18 protein-coding genes and 2 pseudogenes are annotated in these 15,985 nt (G+C 58.5%); 9 read left to right on the top strand and 11 right to left on the bottom strand.

All coding sequences use genetic code 11. The features are described 5' to 3' along the window. A partial coding sequence (locus EAH74_RS31235) for an integrase core domain-containing protein (protein WP_140678765.1) occupies positions 1-261 on the top strand: 261 nt, incomplete at its 5' end. A gap of 222 nt (positions 262-483) precedes the next feature. On the opposite strand, the gene EAH74_RS31240 is transcribed toward EAH74_RS31235, so the two are convergent. From EAH74_RS31240 to EAH74_RS31260, 5 genes are all read right to left on the bottom strand, one after another. Continuing rightward, positions 484-975, bottom strand: coding sequence for an ester cyclase (locus EAH74_RS31240; RefSeq protein ID WP_240050592.1), 492 nt, complete (start codon positions 973-975; stop codon positions 484-486). Between the two features lie 255 nt (positions 976-1,230). Further along, positions 1,231-1,443, bottom strand: coding sequence for a nuclear transport factor 2 family protein (locus EAH74_RS33535; RefSeq protein ID WP_240050593.1), 213 nt, complete (start codon positions 1,441-1,443; stop codon positions 1,231-1,233). 63 nt (positions 1,444-1,506) lie between these two features. After that, a complete protein-coding gene (locus tag EAH74_RS31250) occupies positions 1,507-2,127 on the bottom strand; it encodes an NADPH-dependent F420 reductase (RefSeq protein WP_140684078.1) in 621 nt (206 codons plus the stop codon). A 197-nt stretch (positions 2,128-2,324) separates the two neighbouring features. Next, positions 2,325-3,266: an SDR family oxidoreductase gene (locus EAH74_RS31255; RefSeq protein WP_140684079.1), complete on the bottom strand. Its 942-nt coding sequence runs from the start codon at positions 3,264-3,266 to the stop codon at positions 2,325-2,327. A gap of 52 nt (positions 3,267-3,318) precedes the next feature. After that, positions 3,319-3,954 (bottom strand): NADPH-dependent F420 reductase, encoded by a 636-nt coding sequence (locus EAH74_RS31260; protein WP_140684081.1) that lies wholly within the window; start codon positions 3,952-3,954, stop codon positions 3,319-3,321. A 160-nt stretch (positions 3,955-4,114) separates the two neighbouring features. Between EAH74_RS31260 and EAH74_RS31265 the strand changes: the two genes are divergently transcribed. Next, positions 4,115-4,567, top strand: a complete 453-nt coding sequence (locus EAH74_RS31265; protein ID WP_140684083.1) for a winged helix-turn-helix transcriptional regulator — start codon at positions 4,115-4,117, stop codon at positions 4,565-4,567. A gap of 60 nt (positions 4,568-4,627) precedes the next feature. On the opposite strand, the gene EAH74_RS31270 is transcribed toward EAH74_RS31265, so the two are convergent. The 4 genes from EAH74_RS31270 to EAH74_RS31285 form a co-directional block, all read right to left on the bottom strand. Next, a complete protein-coding gene (locus tag EAH74_RS31270) occupies positions 4,628-5,041 on the bottom strand; it encodes a nuclear transport factor 2 family protein (RefSeq protein WP_140684085.1) in 414 nt (137 codons plus the stop codon). A 47-nt stretch (positions 5,042-5,088) separates the two neighbouring features. Beyond that, the gene (locus EAH74_RS31275) at positions 5,089-5,520 is read right to left on the bottom strand and encodes a nuclear transport factor 2 family protein (RefSeq protein ID WP_240050594.1); all 432 of its coding nucleotides are present in this window, start codon (positions 5,518-5,520) and stop codon (positions 5,089-5,091) included. 81 nt (positions 5,521-5,601) lie between these two features. Continuing rightward, positions 5,602-6,201, bottom strand: coding sequence for an NADPH-dependent F420 reductase (locus EAH74_RS31280; protein WP_140684087.1), 600 nt, complete (start codon positions 6,199-6,201; stop codon positions 5,602-5,604). A 72-nt stretch (positions 6,202-6,273) separates the two neighbouring features. Then, a complete protein-coding gene (locus EAH74_RS31285) occupies positions 6,274-7,008 on the bottom strand; it encodes an SDR family NAD(P)-dependent oxidoreductase (RefSeq protein WP_140684089.1) in 735 nt (244 codons plus the stop codon). Between the two features lie 112 nt (positions 7,009-7,120). Here EAH74_RS31285 and EAH74_RS31290 point away from each other — a divergent pair, with 112 nt between their 5' ends. The 7 genes and pseudogenes from EAH74_RS31290 (at position 7,121) to EAH74_RS31320 (ending at position 14,510) form a co-directional block, all read left to right on the top strand. Then, positions 7,121-7,483, top strand: coding sequence for a winged helix-turn-helix transcriptional regulator (locus EAH74_RS31290; RefSeq protein WP_140684091.1), 363 nt, complete (start codon positions 7,121-7,123; stop codon positions 7,481-7,483). Positions 7,484-7,608: 125 nt separating this feature from the next. Further along, a pseudogene (locus tag EAH74_RS31295) lies at positions 7,609-8,746 on the top strand (IS1182 family transposase); the annotation flags it as partial. Between the two features lie 527 nt (positions 8,747-9,273). Further along, on the top strand, positions 9,274-10,125 hold the full coding sequence (locus EAH74_RS31300; protein ID WP_140684093.1) for a sugar phosphate isomerase/epimerase family protein: 852 nt from the start codon (positions 9,274-9,276) through the stop codon (positions 10,123-10,125). Between the two features lie 14 nt (positions 10,126-10,139). Next, entirely contained in the window at positions 10,140-11,210 is a 1,071-nt protein-coding gene (locus EAH74_RS31305) for an isopenicillin N synthase family dioxygenase (RefSeq protein ID WP_140684095.1), read from the top strand. Positions 11,211-11,255: 45 nt separating this feature from the next. Then, entirely contained in the window at positions 11,256-12,050 is a 795-nt protein-coding gene (locus EAH74_RS31310) for an ABC transporter substrate-binding protein (protein ID WP_140684097.1), read from the top strand. A gap of 64 nt (positions 12,051-12,114) precedes the next feature. After that, positions 12,115-13,662, top strand: coding sequence for an amino acid ABC transporter permease/ATP-binding protein (locus tag EAH74_RS31315; protein WP_140684099.1), 1,548 nt, complete (start codon positions 12,115-12,117; stop codon positions 13,660-13,662). A gap of 59 nt (positions 13,663-13,721) precedes the next feature. Beyond that, complete coding sequence (locus EAH74_RS31320; protein ID WP_140684101.1) at positions 13,722-14,510, top strand: SDR family oxidoreductase; 789 nt, start codon at positions 13,722-13,724, stop codon at positions 14,508-14,510. A gap of 78 nt (positions 14,511-14,588) precedes the next feature. On the opposite strand, the pseudogene EAH74_RS33540 reads toward EAH74_RS31320, so the two are convergent. Together EAH74_RS33540 and arsJ are read right to left on the bottom strand one after the other, a co-directional pair. Beyond that, positions 14,589-14,695, bottom strand: a pseudogene (locus EAH74_RS33540) (Na+/H+ antiporter NhaA); the annotation flags it as partial. Positions 14,696-14,749: 54 nt separating this feature from the next. Further along, the gene (gene arsJ / locus EAH74_RS31330; RefSeq protein ID WP_140684103.1) at positions 14,750-15,976 is read right to left on the bottom strand and encodes an organoarsenical effux MFS transporter ArsJ; all 1,227 of its coding nucleotides are present in this window, start codon (positions 15,974-15,976) and stop codon (positions 14,750-14,752) included. Positions 15,977-15,985: the final 9 nt, after the last annotated feature.

Genomic DNA, 15,985 nt, shown 5'->3' on the forward strand with positions numbered 1-15,985 from the left:
CAGACACGCCTGTTTGCTCGGCAGATCGGTTTGCAGCCGGTAACCACACCTGTGCGCAGCCCGCAGAGCAACGGCATGGCCGAGAGCTTTGTGAAGACGATCAAGCGTGATTACGTGGCGCACATGCCTAAGCCGGATCGCGAAACGGCACTGCGCAACTTGGCCATTGCCTTCGAGCATTACAACGAGCAGCATCCGCACAGCGCCTTGAACTATCGCTCACCGAGGGAGTTCAGGCGCTTGGCGGCAGCATCAATTTAACGGGGAGTTGGTGTCCGGTTTGGTAGGGGCAAGTCCACAGGCGGATGGAGACATCGACCAATCACACGGCCATATGAAGCCGCCGATTGCCATCCCCCACCAAAGATCCATAGTTCGCAGATGACCACGCTGCATGCGCTTCCTTGGCGAAGCCCTTCAACGTGTTGATGACGGTGGCGACATAGGTGAGGAAGAGCTTGATGCAGTCCCCAGCGCCGCTCATCAGCTGCTGGCAAGGCCAAGTTGCTGCTGCATTACGGAAGCCGCGTTGTAGCAATTAAAGGATATGACCTTGCCACGCTCCAGGTGAAAAACGTCACAGCACGGAACATCTATTGCCTTGCCCGTTGGAGCGACAGTCCCTGAGGCAAGTGTCAGCTCACCTTTATGCGTCCCCCGAATTGCGAGCTCGACGACTACGACATTCTCCGCGACATAGATGTTGAATAGCTCGCGGTGAACATCAGGAAATGCACTTGCGAAGGCGTCGATAGCGTCGCCAATAGCCTGCCCATGCAATTTCAATCCGGTAGGAATGTCGCACATATATCCTTCTTCCGAGAAGAAGGAGACAAACTTCGCGATGTCTTTCCCGCTTCCCTCCCCGGCGGCGTACAGTTCTCTGACGATTTCTTTATTGTTAAGCATCATCAATCCTCCGCGTAGTTGGTTACCGACTATTTGGCGCATCGGCAAGGCTTTGTCGCTGTTCAAACGTATTCGCTGACTTTGTGAATAGTTTCGTGTGTTATCGATCTCGATGGGTCAGGGCCTGGAGCCCGCGTCCATCTCGCAGGCCCGCGCCAGTGCTTGCGTATCGATATGCTCTCGGATGTTCGTCGCCTTTCCATTTCGCACAGTAATGGCGAAGACCCAATCGTCCTCCCACGTCCTGTTCGTAGCTTTAATTCTCCCCCTGGCGAAGCCGACGACCAGAACCCGGTCTCCCTGCGCTACGAATTCGCGGGGTTACATGAGTGAAGTTTCCATCGTTTCGGATTGCGTCTGAAACAAATCCGCCAATCCTGCGTGCCCGCGGCGTGTGCCGGCCAGCGGCCATTTCTCGCCCGGAATGATCCACTCGATATCTTCGGCAGACAACGCCAGCAGACCTTGCATATCGCCGCGGCCGATTGCTGCAAACGCATCCTTCACAATCTGGACATTCTCTTGCGCGTTCATCGAAATCTCTCCGTTTCTCTCATTTCTGATCGCGACGCTATGGTCCTGACGGGTATCGGCGATTCAGCCGATATCGACGTTCAGGGCGATGTCCCAAGTGCCGGCGCCGTTTTTCGCCAGGCCGATCATCATCAGGCCGAGCGCCTCGAGCGTCTGGGCCATGTGCAGGCCGCCGACATCCAACGGGCGCAGCCCGAGACTCTCGATGAACGTCGAGACGCGCGCCTTGGCCTCCGGATCGTCGGCGGCGATGAACGCGTCGAGGCGCCCACCCTTGGCAAGGACGTGGCCGAAGAGGGTGTTGAACGCCTTCACGATATGCGCGCTGGCGGGGGCGATCTTGGCGATCTCCTGCGCGCCAGAACTTCCGGCGGGAGAGACGAGGCCCGTGAGGTCCGGAGAGGCCGTATTGGTGATGTCGATGATCACCTTGCCGTCAAGCGCGTCCCCGTAATCGGCCACCACCGACGCCGCACCGGTGTACGGCACGGCGAGGATGACGATGTCGCCGGCCGGCGCGGCCCCGTACGTCCCTGTGGTCGCTCCGGATGCGAGCTTGTCGGCCAACGCCTGCGCCTTGGCGGGGTCGCGGCTGATCACCTCAACGGTATGTCCAGCTTTGGCGGTACGACCGGCGATCGCTGCGGCCATGCCTCCTGAACCGATGATGCTGATAGTACTCATGTGCAGTTTCCTCGTGAATTAGGGTATTTTTCGTTGCTTCAACGGGCATCCCACGGTCATATCGCGTGAGTGCCGGGCCGCGTGCGTCATCCCTCATGCCATCTCTGAATCGGCAGAATCTTTACCCGAACGGATCACGCATCGCGACATTGCTGTCCGCCGGGCTCGTTGCGCCCCGGCGCCCTCCTCAACTCAACTCAGCCGGCAGGGAAGTAATGGCCGTTGTCCAGGTCCTCGAGCAGGCCGGGCTGAGCAGGCTCCCAGCCGAGGGTCTGGCGGGTGATCAGGTTGGACGCCGGGAGGTCCAGCGTGACCAGATTCGCGAGGAACCCAAAGTATCCCGGCAGCATCAGTACGTCCGCGGGAATGCTCACGGCCGGCAGGCCCAGACGACTGCCAATGGCCTCAGCGATCTCGCGGAACGAAATAGCCTCGTCGGCAACCGCGTGCCAATTTTTGCCGGCAGGGCCCTTCTCCAGTGCCAGACGGAACACGGCGGCGAGGTCGCGGGCGTGTACGGCCGACCAGTTGTTCTTGCCGTCACCGGGATAGCCTACGACGCCTTTCTCCTTCGCAAGTCCGATCAGCAGCGGGAGGAAGCCGGCGTTGTCGGTCGTGCTGTGCATGATGGTAGGAATCCGCACGACCGAGGACCGCACGCCTTGCTTGGCGAGACCGAGTACGGTCGTTTCCACGATGTTACGAACTCGCAAGGTGCCCTTGAACTTCTCGCCGCCAGAGAGGGGGGGATCCTCCTCGGTTGCTGGACGGCCGAGATGTTCCCAGCCCGGCGAGCCGATGCTCCCAGACGTGACCAGCGGCTTTCCGGTCCCCTTCAGTGCCTCGCCGTATGCGAGCATGATCGCCTGCTCCGCGGCAGCCACCGCGTCGAGGCCTCCGGTGGGAAGCAGGTCTTGCCTGTGCGCGACGTGAATGACACCGTCGGAATCCGCCGCCGCCGCTTTTAGCCCGTCGAGATCATCGAGGTCGCCGCGACGCACCTTGGCGCCAAGCGCAGACACCGCCTCTGCGGACTTGTCCGACCGGGCAAGCGCAGTGACCTCGTGACCGGCTGCAATGAGGTCGGAAATGATATATGGACCGGAATGGCCGGTCCCTCCAGTGACGAAAACGTGCATGTTAATGCTCCTTGTGAGTGATGTGATGCGAGAAGTGGTACTACGGGAACGCTCAGCCGAGATGGCTGACGCCGATTGAGAAGTTGGTGTGCTTGACGGAGTGGGCGATCAGGCCCAGCGACAGCAGGCAGACGTGCTCCAGCGTCCGGGCCATGAGCAGCGGCCCCGAGTCCATCGGGCGCAGGCCGAGGCTCTCGATGAACGCCGAGACGCGTTCTTTCGCCAGCGCGTCGTCCCCGGCGATGAACACGTCCAACGGGTGCCCCTCGACTGAACCGGCAGCCAGGACGTGGGAGAAGTGGGTGTTGAACGCCTTGACGACTTCGGCGTCGGCAGGGGCGGCTTTGGCGATCTCCTGTGCGCCGAAACTGTCCTCAGGGGTCACAAAGCTCGTGAAGTCGGGGGCGACGGGGTTGGTGATGTCGACAAGAAGCTTGCCGGCCAGTGCTTCGCCGTACTGCTTCACCACGTCGAGAACGGCGGAGTAGGGAACCGCCAGGATGACAATGCCCCCAGCCGGGGCGGCGCCGAAAGTTCCTGTCGTGGCGCCGGCTCCGACCTGCTCGGCCAGCGCCCGCGCCTTGACGGCATCGCGACTCATCAACTCGACGGTGTATCCGGCCTTGGCGGCAAGGCCGCCGATCGCTGCGGCCATGTCACCTGAGCCGATAATGCTGATAGTGCTCATGCGCAGTGTCCTTGCAGGTATGGGGTTGATCATTCCAAGGCTGCTGGTGCGATCCGGCGAACTTATTCAACGTACGATCCATGCTGGACGCATCACTTGCAAAACGCAAGTGATCTATAGGTTTTTACTTGCGTCATGCAAGCGATGCTAAGATCCAGCCATGAAGACAACTTTTAAAGAAGACTTTCGGTCCCATTGCGCGGTGAACTACGGCGTGGAGATTTTCGGCGACCGGTGGTCGCTCTTGATCATTCGCGACATCGTTTTTGTTGGAAAGAAGACGTATGGCGATTTCCTGAAATCGGAAGAGGGAATCGCGACCAATGTCCTTGCTTCCCGACTGGCCTTTCTTGAGAAGCAAGGCGTTCTCTCGAAGGCGCCCAGCCCCGACGACAGGCGCAAGGACTTCTACACCTTGACCGAGAAGGGTCTGGACCTCATTCCTATTGTGATCAACATTGTGCTCTGGAGCGCGAAGCATGATTCGGAGTCGTACGTGCGGCGCCACGAGGATTTGGTTGCTCGATTCAGTCAAAACCCCATGCAGGCGAGCGAGGAAGTGAGGGCGCTGGTCCGCAATGGCGGTTGCCTCTTTCCTGAGAGTGGGAGATGAACAAGGCGGCGAACGCGCCTTTTCACGGCGCGCAAATGAGTTGGTATCGGTCCTGATGACTCAGGACCTTGGGCTCGCGACCCTTTCTGAGGCCCGCGCCAATGCTTGAGTGTCGACATACTCGCGGATGTTCGTCAGCTTGCCATTGCGAACAGTGATGGCGAAGACAAAATAGTCCTCAAACGTCCGGTTCGTGGCTTTTACTTTCCCCGTCGCAAAGCCAACGACCAGAACCCGGTCGCCCTGCGCTACAAACTCGGGGGGCTCCATGGATGTTTCCAGTTCTGCGGAAGCCTTCTGAAGCACGTCCGCCAATCCCGCGTGCCCGCGGTGCTTGCCAGCCAGCGGCCAATCCTCCCCCGGAATGATCCACTCGAAATCTTCGGCACACAACGCCAGCAGACCTTGCCTATCGCCGCCGCCCATTGCTGCAAAAAAGTCCTTCACAACCTGGATATTCTCTTGAATGCTCATAAAGACGTCTCCATTGCGCTTGCATCGGATCGCGTGGTGTCGGTCATTCAGCCGGGGACGAGGCCAAGTTGTTGCTGCATCGCGGAAGCCTCGTTGTAGCAATGGAAAGAGATGACCTTCCCGCCTTCGAGGTGGAAAACATCGCATGACGGAACATCTATCTTCTTGCCCGTGGGAGCCAGCGTCCCTGAAGGAAGAGGCAGATCACCTTTGTGCGTGCCGCGAATCGCGAGTTCGACAACGACGACGTCTCCCGCGACATGGATGTTAAATATCTCACGGTGGACGTCGGGGAACGCACTGACCATACCCGCGATAGACTCACCAATGGCATTCCCGCGAAACTTCATGCCGGATGCCATATCCCACATGTACCCTTCCTCAGAGAACATGGAAACAAACTTCTCGATATCCGTTCCTTGCCCCTCCGCGGCGGCGCAGAGCTCTCTGACTATTTTTTCATTATCAAGCATCATCATTCCTCTCCTTCATTATTGAGCACTTACCTGGTCACATAAGTTGTGGCCAGGACCGCCCTCAAAATTAGCGATCGAGATTTATCAGTCGAACTTGACCAAGTCCTTGAAGATCAGTTGACCCCAGCTATTTCCGCGCGCCTGCACCAGCAGTCCACCTTCCGAAAGCCCGCCCAGTTTGATCGGCGAGAAACCGAGATTTTCCGCAAGCGCACCGATCTCCGCTGCGGCGCCGTCATCATCGCTCGCCAGGAAAACGACTCTCCTGCCACCCTTTACGGCCGGGTCCTGGCCAAGGACGGCAGCGCCCAAATGGTTGAAGCCCTTGACCAGTCGTCCACCAGTAAAGGCCTGCGCAACGACTCTGGAAGAAGGCTCTCCTCCCAGTTCCTCAGGGGACACGCCGTAGGCATTGGTCACATCGATCATGGTCTTCCCCTTCCAGGTCGGCAACGCCTTCGCGACGTCCGGGTACGACTCGAAACGGACAGCCAGAAAGACGATGTCCGCCTTGACCGCGTCCGCCAGTGTTTTGGGAATGATCTGAGGTCCGATCGCTGCTGCGGCGGATGCAAAGCTTTCTGGGTCGCGCGTGGTTGCAACGGATACTTCGATGCCGTTGCGGGCAAACGCCTTGGCCAAGGCCTGACCGATATTGCCGAAGCCGATAATTGCGTAGCTCATATATTCTCCTGAGGTTTACCGAGTTCTACGGCGCTCCTAACGATCGAATGGAGCGCCGTAGGGCGTAGCGCATCAGATTTGCGCTAGGCCGCCGTCGACGGCGACCTCGCTGGCGGTCATGAAGCTGCTGTCCTGCGACGCGAGAAAGGCAGCCACCGCTCCGATCTCCGTCGGATCGGCCATGCGCTGGAGCGGATTCATCGAGGCGAAGACCTTCATGCCCTCCTCGCCTAGCGCTGCCTTCGCGAGTTCAGTCGCCGTCGGCCCGGGCGACAGCACGTTTACCCGGATGCCGGTGCCCTTCAGGTCCTCCGCCCAGGTCCGCGCGAGGTTGCGCACTGCCGCCTTGCTCGCGCTGTAGACGCTGAATGCCGGGGCGCCCGTGGTGCCGGCGCTCGATCCGGTCAGGATGATCGAACCGCCCTGCCCCATCAGCGGCAGCGCCTTCTGGACTGTGAAGATCGTACCCTTCACATTGGTGTCGAAGGTTTCGTCAATGTGCTCGGCGGTGATCTTGCCGAGCGCAAGCGGGCCTCCCGCCCCGGCATTGGCGAAAACGATGTCGAGGGTTCCGCGCTCGGCCTTCACCGCCGCGTAGAGTCGGTCGAGGTCGGCCAGATCGGAGACAGAGCCCTTCACCGCGCGGGCATTGGGCCCGAGTTCGGCTACAGCGGCATCGAGCGCTTCCTGCCGGCGGCCGAAGATGAAGACGAAGGCGCCCTCCTCGATGAAGCGCTTTGCAGCGGCGAGGCCGATGCCCGTAGCGCCGCCGGTGATCACGGCGGTTTTTCCATTCAGTCTGGTCATGGCGTTCATTTTTCCTTGGAGTGCACGGAAGCAGGGAACTGCTTGCTTGAGACCAAGGATGCGGGCCTAATAACCTAAGGACAAGTATGCACTTTTAGGTAAGTATCAAAAAATGACGACGACTTCTGAAATCTGCGGCACCGGCTGCGGGCTCAACGCCACGCTGCGCATCATCTCGGGCAAGTGGAAACCGCTGGTCCTGTTTTTCCTGCGCGACGGCCCGAAGCGCTACGGCGAACTCAAGCGCTTGGTCCAAGGCGTCAGTGACAAGGTGCTGATCCAGCAATTGAAGGATTTGGAGGCCGATCACGTGCTGGCGCGGACCGACTACAAGGAAGTGCCGCCGCGCGTGGACTACGCGCTGACCCCGCTCGGCCGCAGCCTGGCTGACGCGATCGTCCCGCTGTGCACCTGGGGAACCGAGAACGCGGCGGAAATGGCAAGCATCTTCGCCAAGCGCGACACGTTGCCCTAGCGGGATGCTGAAGAACCGATGCGTCGGACGACCCTGCGCGTTGGTTGGAGGGCGGCAAGTCGAATTCCTCCGATCAGACCGTCAGGATGCGCGGTTGGGCGCTCTGGCCCATGTTTGTGGTGAAACGAGAACGGCGGTTGGGCGAAGAGGCCCATTTGAACCTGGCGTATCGCTGGTTCTGCCGGTTGAGCCTTGAAGATGAAGTCCCCAACCACTCGACCTTTTCCAAAAATCGACACGGCCGTTTTCGGGACAGTGATCTATTTCGTTGGTTGTTCAATGAAGTGCTGCGTCACTGCATGGACGCAGGTCTGGTTAAAGGCGAAGGATTTGCCGTGGGCGCCAGCATCATCAAAGCGGATGCGAGTCGGCAGCGCGGCGTACCGGGTGATGAACCGGTCAACTGGAGCGATCCGTCCCTGAGCACCCGCGCCGTGCGTGAGTACCTTGAGGCACTCGATGAAGAGGCTCTGGCCGAAACGCTACCGAAGCGCCTGTCGCTACCGGATCCTCAAGCCCGCTGGACCGCTGCTCCAGGCGGCCGAGCTTTCTACGCTTACTCCACGGATTATCTGATCGATACCGAGCACAGCGTGATCATGGATGTGGAACCCACCCAGGCTCATCGAACCGCAGAAGTAGAGAGCACCAAGACGATGATCAATCGGGTCGAAGCGCAGTTCGACATCAAGCCAGAGCGCCTCATTGGCGACACCGCTTACGGCACAGCGCCGATGCTGGCCTGGATGGTGGAGGAAAAAGACATCGAACCGCATGTGCCGGTGTGGGACAAAACTGAGCGCAAGAACGACAGCTTTTCGAGTAACGATTTCCACTGGAATGAAGAGGCTGAGGAATACCGCTGCCCAGCCGGCAATGTATTACGCAGCGAATGGCGAGCGTTCGCACGTCACAAAAGCCAACACCATCATCTTCCGATCCAGACAGACCGACTGCGCGACATGTCCGATGAAAGCCAAGTGCTGCCCGAACACTGCGATTCGCAAGATCGTCCGCAGCGTCCATGAAGCCGCTCGTGATGTGGCTCGACGCATCGCGGCGACGCCGGAGTACGTGCGCTCTCGCCACGAACGTAAGAAGGTCGAAATGTTGTTTGCCCACCTCAAGCGCATCCTGAAACTGGATCGCTTGCGACTACGTGGCCTGAGTGGCGCGTCCGATGAGTTCACGCTGGCGGCCGCGGTACAGAACCTGCGACGTCTGGCCAAACTTGCATTTCAAGGGCCACCTTCTACGGGATAGGTGCGCCTGCACGAAGCAAAAAACCTCAAACTAACCCATTAACAGAGCAGCAAAGGTCAACGAAGGGCCGAGAAACCACTCAATGTGGTGAGTAGGTTCTCCGGTGGTGGTCGCGCCTGAGTTCAGGCGAGCTGAAAATCCGACTTTTTCAACAGAATCGGCCAGAAGCAAACCATCAACGCCCCCGTATCGCTTGGGACTCTTCAAAATGATGCCGTAACAATGGCACCCCTCGCTAATAGCCAGCGTAGACACCTACTCGCCCATAAAACCCTTCTTCAAAACCGCGATAAATAGCTAGCTATTTGTTGACAAAAGTCTGAAGTATTCATTTGAACTTTCAGATTCTTTCACCCCGCCGCCTATGCCTAACATCGGCCCCACAGCGAACTAGCCACGGCAGCGCTTAGTGGGACCATCAGGCAGAGCCCCGGCTCAAAAATCCTCTGTCGTTGCTGGCCCTTGATCGCCGACTGGTTTTGTCGAAGTGCTTTTGCAGTAGGCCTAAGGATTTTTGAGGATCACCGATGAAGCTGGAAATTTTCCGCACGCTGTGGGGTTACACCGCCAGCAAGGCCCAGGCGCTTGAAGAGCTGCTGCAGGCGGGCTTTGATGGAATGGAAGCACGTTTGCCGCTGGACGCCCGTGAACGGGCTGAGTTTGCCGCCTTTCTCCAGGCTAATCGCCTGGGTTATATCAGCACAGTCTTCACGGCGTACGATGTGCTGCCGGAGCAGTCGGCGACCCCTGCCGTTCACCTCAATGACCTCAATCAGAAACTTGCGTGGGCCGGCGAGCTCGGCCCACGTTTCGTCAACGTGCTGGCGGGCAATGATCGCTGGTCCTTGCCACAACAAGTGGAGTTCTTCGGTCAGGCACTGGAGCTGGCGCGCAAGCACGGCCAGGTCTGCAGTTTCGAAACTCACCGCTCGCGTTCACTGTTCAACCCCTGGGTGACCCTGGAGTTGATCCGTCAACTGCCCGATCTGTTGTTCACCAGTGACATCAGCCATTGGGTCGTAACCTGCGAGCGTCTGTTGAATGATCCGGCCGATGATCTGAGCGCTTTCAACGAGCGGGTTCACCATATCCAGGCACGGGTCGGTTACGACCAGGGCCCGCAGGTTCCGCACCCGGCGGCTCCCGAATATGCAAAAGAACTGGCTTTCCATCAGCAGCACTGGGAAAGCATCTGGCGCTCGCAGCAAGCCCGCGGTTACCAGGTCAGCACCCTGACCCCGGAATTCGGCGCCGACGGCTACCTGCATCATTTGCCCTTCACTAACGTCCCGGTCGCCGACCTATGGTCATTGAACGTGTGGATGGGCCAGACCGAGCGCGAACACTTCGAGCGTTTCCACCACTCAAACAATCCTTAGGGAGCCGATGCGTCATGCCTGACAATAAAAACAACAGCGCCAGCACGGACACACACAAAGCCAACTTCAATAGCATCCCGGTGGTCAACATCGCCGGTCTGTTCAGCTTCGAACTGGAACACCGCCTGGCCGTGGCCGAACAATTGGGGCGTGCCGCCAGCGAAGTCGGGTTCCTCTACATCACCGATCACGGTATCGACCCGCAACTGATCGTCAACCTGCGCAAGGCTGCCAAGGACTTTTTCGACCAGCCCCTCGACACCAAGATGCGGCACTACATCGGCACCTCGCAAACCCACAAGGGCTTTGTACCCGAAGGCGAAGAGGTCTATTCCAAAGGCAAGCCGGACCACAAGGAAGCCTTCGACGTCGGCTTCGAAGTCCCGGCCGATGACCCGCTGGTGCTGGCCAATACCCCGTTGCTGGGGCCCAACGACTGGCCGCAGCTGCAGGGTTTCAAGGCGTCGGTGCAGGCTTACTATGAAGCGATCTTCGCCTTGGGCCGGCGCCTGTTCGGCGGCTTTGCCCTGACCCTGGGCCTGGAAGAAAACTATTTCGACAGCCTGGTCACCCGCCCGCCGTCAAAGCTGCGCCTGATCCACTACCCCTTCGACGGTGCCGCCCATGACGCACCGGGTCTTGGCGCCCATACTGATTATGAGTGCTTCACCATCCTCCTGGCCGACAAACCAGGCCTTGAGGTGATGAACAACCTTGGACAATGGATCGATGCACCACCGATTGCCGATGCCTTTGTGGTCAACATCGGCGACATGCTGGAAGTGATGACGGCAGGCGCATTCGTTGCCACTGCGCACCGGGTGCGGAGCGTGAAGGAAGAGCGTTATTCCTTTCCACTGTTTTATGCCTGCGACTATCACACCCAGATCAAACCGCTGCCCGGGTTCGCCCAGGGAGGCAACGACTACGAAGAAATCACGATCGGCGAACACATGTATGGCCAGGCGCTGCAGACCTATCAGTATCTGCGCCAGAGGGTGGCCAATGGGGACGTTCAACTGCCAGGCAAGGCACGTAAGCCCGCCAGTTTCGGACATTTGAAAAATCAGGCTCAACCGTCCTGATTGAAGTTTTCAGTTACCCCTTACCTACGCCGGAGTCAGTAAAAAATGAAAAACAATAAAAAACACCTGTTGAGCTTGGCTGTATTGGCAGCCGGTATGCTCGGTGCCTCGTTGAGCATGGCCGCATCAGACACGTTCAAGGTCGGCATGGAAGTCACCTACCCGCCCTTCGAGTCCTATGACAAGGACAAAAACGTGGTGGGCTCGGACCCGGAACTGGCAACAGCCCTGGCCAAGCACATGAACGCCAAGGTGGAGTTCGTCGACACCAAGTTCCCGAGCCTGATCCTGGGCCTGAACTCCGCCAAATACGACGCGGTCATTTCCGGCATGTACATCACACCGGAGCGCCAGACTCAGGCCCAAACCATCGCCTATGCCAACACCGGTGCCGCGGTCATGGTGCCCAAGGGCAGCGAGATCAATGCGAAAAAACCTGAAGACCTGTGCGGCTTGAAACTGGGCCTGGAACAGGGCACCACCTGGGTCAAGGAATTCAAGAAGCTCTCCGATGACTACTGCGTGCCGAACAACAAAGGCGCCATCACCGTCAGCGAGTACCCCTCTGCACCCGAAGTGACCCAGGCCCTGTTGTCCAAAAACATTCAGGCCCAGGTTGAAATCGCTGGCGCTGCAAAAATGATCGCGGAAAAGACCAATGGCCGGGTAGTGATCACCACCGAACACCCGATCTATCAGCAAACCCTGGGTATCTTCGTCAAGAAAGGTAACGACGAAACATTCCAGGCGGTGCAAAAAGCCTTCGAGGAGACCAAAAAGAGCGGTGAATACGCCGCTATTCTTAAGAAATATGGCTTGGAAGAACCGACTGCCCACTAAGAACGTGTCCTTGTAGTCTGGTCATCTGCCGCCCCTGCACCGGGTCGGCAGATCGAGGTGCCCTATGCAATTCGATTGGTCGTATTTCTTCTCCCTGTTCTCCCTGCCGGACTTCTGGAAGGCCTGCGTCACCGTGGTCCAGCTCAGTGCCCTGGCCTGGTTCCTCGGCATGCTGCTGGGTTTTGGCCTGGCCACGGCCAAGCTGTCCCAGTCGCCCTTACTGCGCATTCCCGCGGCGGTCTACATCTGGTTCTTCCGCAGCATCCCGTTGCTGGTGCTGGTGGTCTTCGTCTACAACTTGCCCCAATTGTTTCCCGGTAGCGGACCCATTCTGTCAAACCCCTTCTACTCCGGCTTGCTGGCCCTGGTGGTCACGGAAGCGGCTTACATGGCAGAGATCCACCGTGGTGGCCTGATCTCCGTGGCCAAGGGCCAGAAGGAAGCAGGCCGCGCGTTGGGTGTCGGCCTGTTCGGCATGCAGCGCTTGATCGTGATCCCCCAGGCATTCCGTATCTCGCTGCCTACGTTGATCAATGAATACATCACGGTGGTCAAGCTGACGTCGTTGGTCTCGGTCATCTCCCTGACCGAAATCCTCACGGTCGGCCAACGCCTCTATGCCACCAACTTTCTGGTCATGGAAACCCTGGCGGCAGTGGGCGTGTACTACGTACTGATCGTCACCGTGTTCGGCTATTTCCTGCAGCGTCTGGAGCGCTACCTGGACCTGAACTTCCGCAAGCCGCATACACTCGATGCCGCCGCCGTGGTCAAGCTCAAGGCCTGCGCCGAAGCCTTGCCCGACAATGCGCGTAAAGCCGCGGGCAGCAACACGACGCCAATTCTGCAACTGAAGAACATCCAGAAGAGCTATGGCACGCACCAAGTGCTGATGGGTATCGATCTGAATGTCGAATACGGCCAGGTGATCTCGATCATTGGCCCCTCCGGTTCCGGCAAAACGTCGCTGATCCGCACGGTCAACGGTCTGGAAAGCATCGATACAGGCGACATTCTGTTGTTCGGTGAAAAATTCATCGAAGCGTCGGACAAACCCAACAGCGCCCGTCTGCGCAAAGGCGTACGGCACATTGGCATGGTGTTCCAGAACTTCAACCTGTTCCCGCACCGCACCATTCTCGACAACGTCACGCTGGCGCCGCGTTACCACGGCATCCCGGGCGAGCTGAGTGAACATCGTGCTTATGCGCTGCTGGACAAGGTCGGCCTGCTCGCCCACGCCCACAAGTACCCGCACCAGCTTTCCGGCGGACAGCAACAGCGCGTGGCGATCGCGCGTGCGTTGGCCATGGAACCGGACATCATGCTGTTCGACGAGCCTACGTCAGCACTCGATCCAGAGCTGGTGGGCGATGTGCTGAACGTCATACGCGACCTTGCCAGTGAAGGCATGACCATGATTATTGTCACCCACGAAATGGACTTTGCCATGTCGATATCCGACAGGGTCGTCTTCATGGAGAACGGTAATATCCAACTGGATGCTGCGCCTGAAACCATACGCTGCGATGCCGAAGGAGAGAGAGTGCGGCGCTTTATGGGTATCAGTACTCGATCGCCAAACCTGCCTATAACTGCGAATCATGCGTGAGCAGGGTGCTGCAGTAGGCAAGCACTTTCTTTGAACTTACTTCTTTCAGGAAAACACGCATGAATCTTGGAATAGCAGGACGCTGGGCGCTAGTGTGCGCGGCCAGCAAAGGCCTGGGTAAAGCCTGCGCACAGGCACTCGTCAGCGAAGGTGTGAACGTGGTGATCACCGCCCGAGGCGAACAGACGCTGAATGAAACGGCCCGTCAGCTCAGAGCGATAAATCCTGAAGTGACTGTCATCGCCGTCGCCGGAGACATTTCGACGCCTGAGGGTCGCGCGGCAGCCCTCATGGCCCATGAGCATTTCGATATTTTGATCAACAACGCTGGAGGCCCTCCTCCCGGGGACTTCCGCGAATGGAACCGCGACGCCTGGCTCAAGGCGCTGGATACCAACATGCTCACCCCTATCGAGTTGATCAAGGCAACGGTAGACGGTATGGCGACCCGCGGATTTGGCCGAATCATCAACATCACCTCGAGTGCCGTGAAGTCCCCGATCGAAAGCCTGGGTCTGTCCAATGGCGCGCGCAGTGGTCTGACTGGATTTATCGCAGGGCTTGCCCGGCAAGAAAACATTGCCAGCCGGAATGTGACGATCAACAACCTGCAACCGGGCTCATTCGACACCGATCGACTGCGTGACAACCTGGTCGCTGCCGCCGAAGAGTCAGGGCAAGACAGTGAGGCATTCCTCGGCGAATGCCGTAGCGAAATTCCGGCTAAACGCTTCGGCTCACCCGAGGAGTTCGGCGCTCTGTGCGCTTTCGTTTGCAGCAGTCATGCGGGCTACCTGACGGGGCAGAACCTGTTGATTGATGGAGGGGCCATTCGCTCCAGCCAATAAAGACGGCAGGCGCAAGTGGAGCGGATGGCATGGCAGACTCAACGCATCACAAGCCGCGCTGATCAGACGATAGCCATTCGCCAACCTGGCATGGACACCCGACTGCAACACGAAGAGCCACAACACGCCCCGACCAGGAGATACGGCAGCACTCGTCTTACACCCAGTCGATTCATTGCGATAAGAATGACCAAGATTGCAAGCGAGGCCTGCCACTTCCGCATGGATGTCCGCGTAGCTCATGTTTGTATCGAATTGACATGCCGAGGTAAAGCGATAGAAATCAGGGCGGCCAGCGACACGAATGCGCTCGCAATCCACAAACACGCGCCCAGCCCATACACCTGATAAACCCAGCCGGAGAGTACCGTTCCTATCAGTCGTCCCATAGCATTCGACATGTAATAAAAACCCACATCCAGTGACACGCCGTCTTCCTTGGCGTAGGAGACGATCAGGTAGCTGTGCAATGAAGAGTTCACCGCGAATAGCACACCAAACACCATCAATCCGCCGAGCAGCACAACTTGTTGTGACAATCCGGTGTTCAGACCGAGAGCGATTGCCGCAGGCAAACCCGCCAATGCAAGGGCCCACATAAACGCCGCTCGACCATCCGGTACGTGCCCACGTTTCTTTCCGGTGATATTGGGTGCGAAGGACTGCACGATGCCGTAGCCAATCACCCATGTTGCAAGGAAGCCGCCAACCTTCCAGAAATCCCAGCCGAACACGCTGCTCAGGTACACCGGCAGGGCCACCACAAACCAGACATCGCGGGCACCGAACAGGAACAACCGTGCAGCCGAGAGGATATTGATCGCCCGGCTCTTGGACAGGATCTCGCGAAACTTTGGTTTGGCTTTGGCTTTGCCCAAGTCCTTCTTCAACAGGATCAAGCTGCTGATCCAGATCAGCGCCAGGATACCCGCCATGCTCAGCAACGCGCCTTTGAAGCCGATCAATGCCAGCAAGGCTCCGCCAAGAAAGAAGCCGACACCCTTGAGTGCGTTCTTCGAGCCGGTGAGGATCGCCACCCACTTGTAGAGCTTGCCCTGCTGCCCATCAGGAACCAAAAGCTTGATGGAGCTTTTGGCACTCATCTTGTTCAGGTCTTTGGCAATTCCTGACAGAGCCTGGGCCCCCATTACCCAAGGGATGGTCAGCCAGGCTACCGGAACCGTCAGCATCAGCAGCGCCGCGACCTGGATACCCAGCCCGATGTTCATGGTTCGGTTCAGCCCCAGCCGGGCGCCGAGGTAGCCACCCACCAGGTTTGTGATCACGCCAAAAAGCTCGTAGAACAGAAACAACGCGGCGATTTGAAGTGGGCTGTAGCCTAACGCGTGAAAGTGGAGCACCACCAACATGCGCAACGCGCCATCGGTAAGTGTGAAGGCCCAGTAGTTACCCGTGACGAGCAGGTACTGCCGCACTTGCGGAGCGAGGGCTGACAACGCTTTCATGACCGCTCC

The sequence above is a fragment of the Pseudomonas mandelii genome (assembly GCF_006438925.1).
GTDB classification, from domain to species: Bacteria; Pseudomonadota; Gammaproteobacteria; order Pseudomonadales; family Pseudomonadaceae; genus Aquipseudomonas; species Aquipseudomonas mandelii_C.

Bases quoted from the DNA above. Each gene is read 5' to 3' on its own strand.
- EAH74_RS33535 (WP_240050593.1), bottom strand. From the start codon at position 1,443: ATGAACGCGCAAGAGAATGTCCAGATTGTGAAGGATGCGTTTGCAGCA.
- EAH74_RS31250 (WP_140684078.1), bottom strand. From the start codon at position 2,127: ATGAGTACTATCAGCATCATCGGTTCAGGAGGCATGGCCGCAGCGATC.
- EAH74_RS31255 (WP_140684079.1), bottom strand. From the start codon at position 3,266: ATGCACGTTTTCGTCACTGGAGGGACCGGCCATTCCGGTCCATATATC.
- EAH74_RS31260 (WP_140684081.1), bottom strand. From the start codon at position 3,954: ATGAGCACTATCAGCATTATCGGCTCAGGTGACATGGCCGCAGCGATC.
- EAH74_RS31265 (WP_140684083.1), top strand. From the start codon at position 4,115: ATGAAGACAACTTTTAAAGAAGACTTTCGGTCCCATTGCGCGGTGAAC.
- EAH74_RS31270 (WP_140684085.1), bottom strand. From the start codon at position 5,041: ATGAGCATTCAAGAGAATATCCAGGTTGTGAAGGACTTTTTTGCAGCA.
- EAH74_RS31275 (WP_240050594.1), bottom strand. From the start codon at position 5,520: ATGATGATGCTTGATAATGAAAAAATAGTCAGAGAGCTCTGCGCCGCC.
- EAH74_RS31280 (WP_140684087.1), bottom strand. From the start codon at position 6,201: ATGAGCTACGCAATTATCGGCTTCGGCAATATCGGTCAGGCCTTGGCC.
- EAH74_RS31285 (WP_140684089.1), bottom strand. From the start codon at position 7,008: ATGACCAGACTGAATGGAAAAACCGCCGTGATCACCGGCGGCGCTACG.
- EAH74_RS31290 (WP_140684091.1), top strand. From the start codon at position 7,121: ATGACGACGACTTCTGAAATCTGCGGCACCGGCTGCGGGCTCAACGCC.
- EAH74_RS31300 (WP_140684093.1), top strand. From the start codon at position 9,274: ATGAAGCTGGAAATTTTCCGCACGCTGTGGGGTTACACCGCCAGCAAG.
- EAH74_RS31305 (WP_140684095.1), top strand. From the start codon at position 10,140: ATGCCTGACAATAAAAACAACAGCGCCAGCACGGACACACACAAAGCC.
- EAH74_RS31310 (WP_140684097.1), top strand. From the start codon at position 11,256: ATGAAAAACAATAAAAAACACCTGTTGAGCTTGGCTGTATTGGCAGCC.
- EAH74_RS31315 (WP_140684099.1), top strand. From the start codon at position 12,115: ATGCAATTCGATTGGTCGTATTTCTTCTCCCTGTTCTCCCTGCCGGAC.
- EAH74_RS31320 (WP_140684101.1), top strand. From the start codon at position 13,722: ATGAATCTTGGAATAGCAGGACGCTGGGCGCTAGTGTGCGCGGCCAGC.
- arsJ (WP_140684103.1), bottom strand. From the start codon at position 15,976: ATGAAAGCGTTGTCAGCCCTCGCTCCGCAAGTGCGGCAGTACCTGCTC.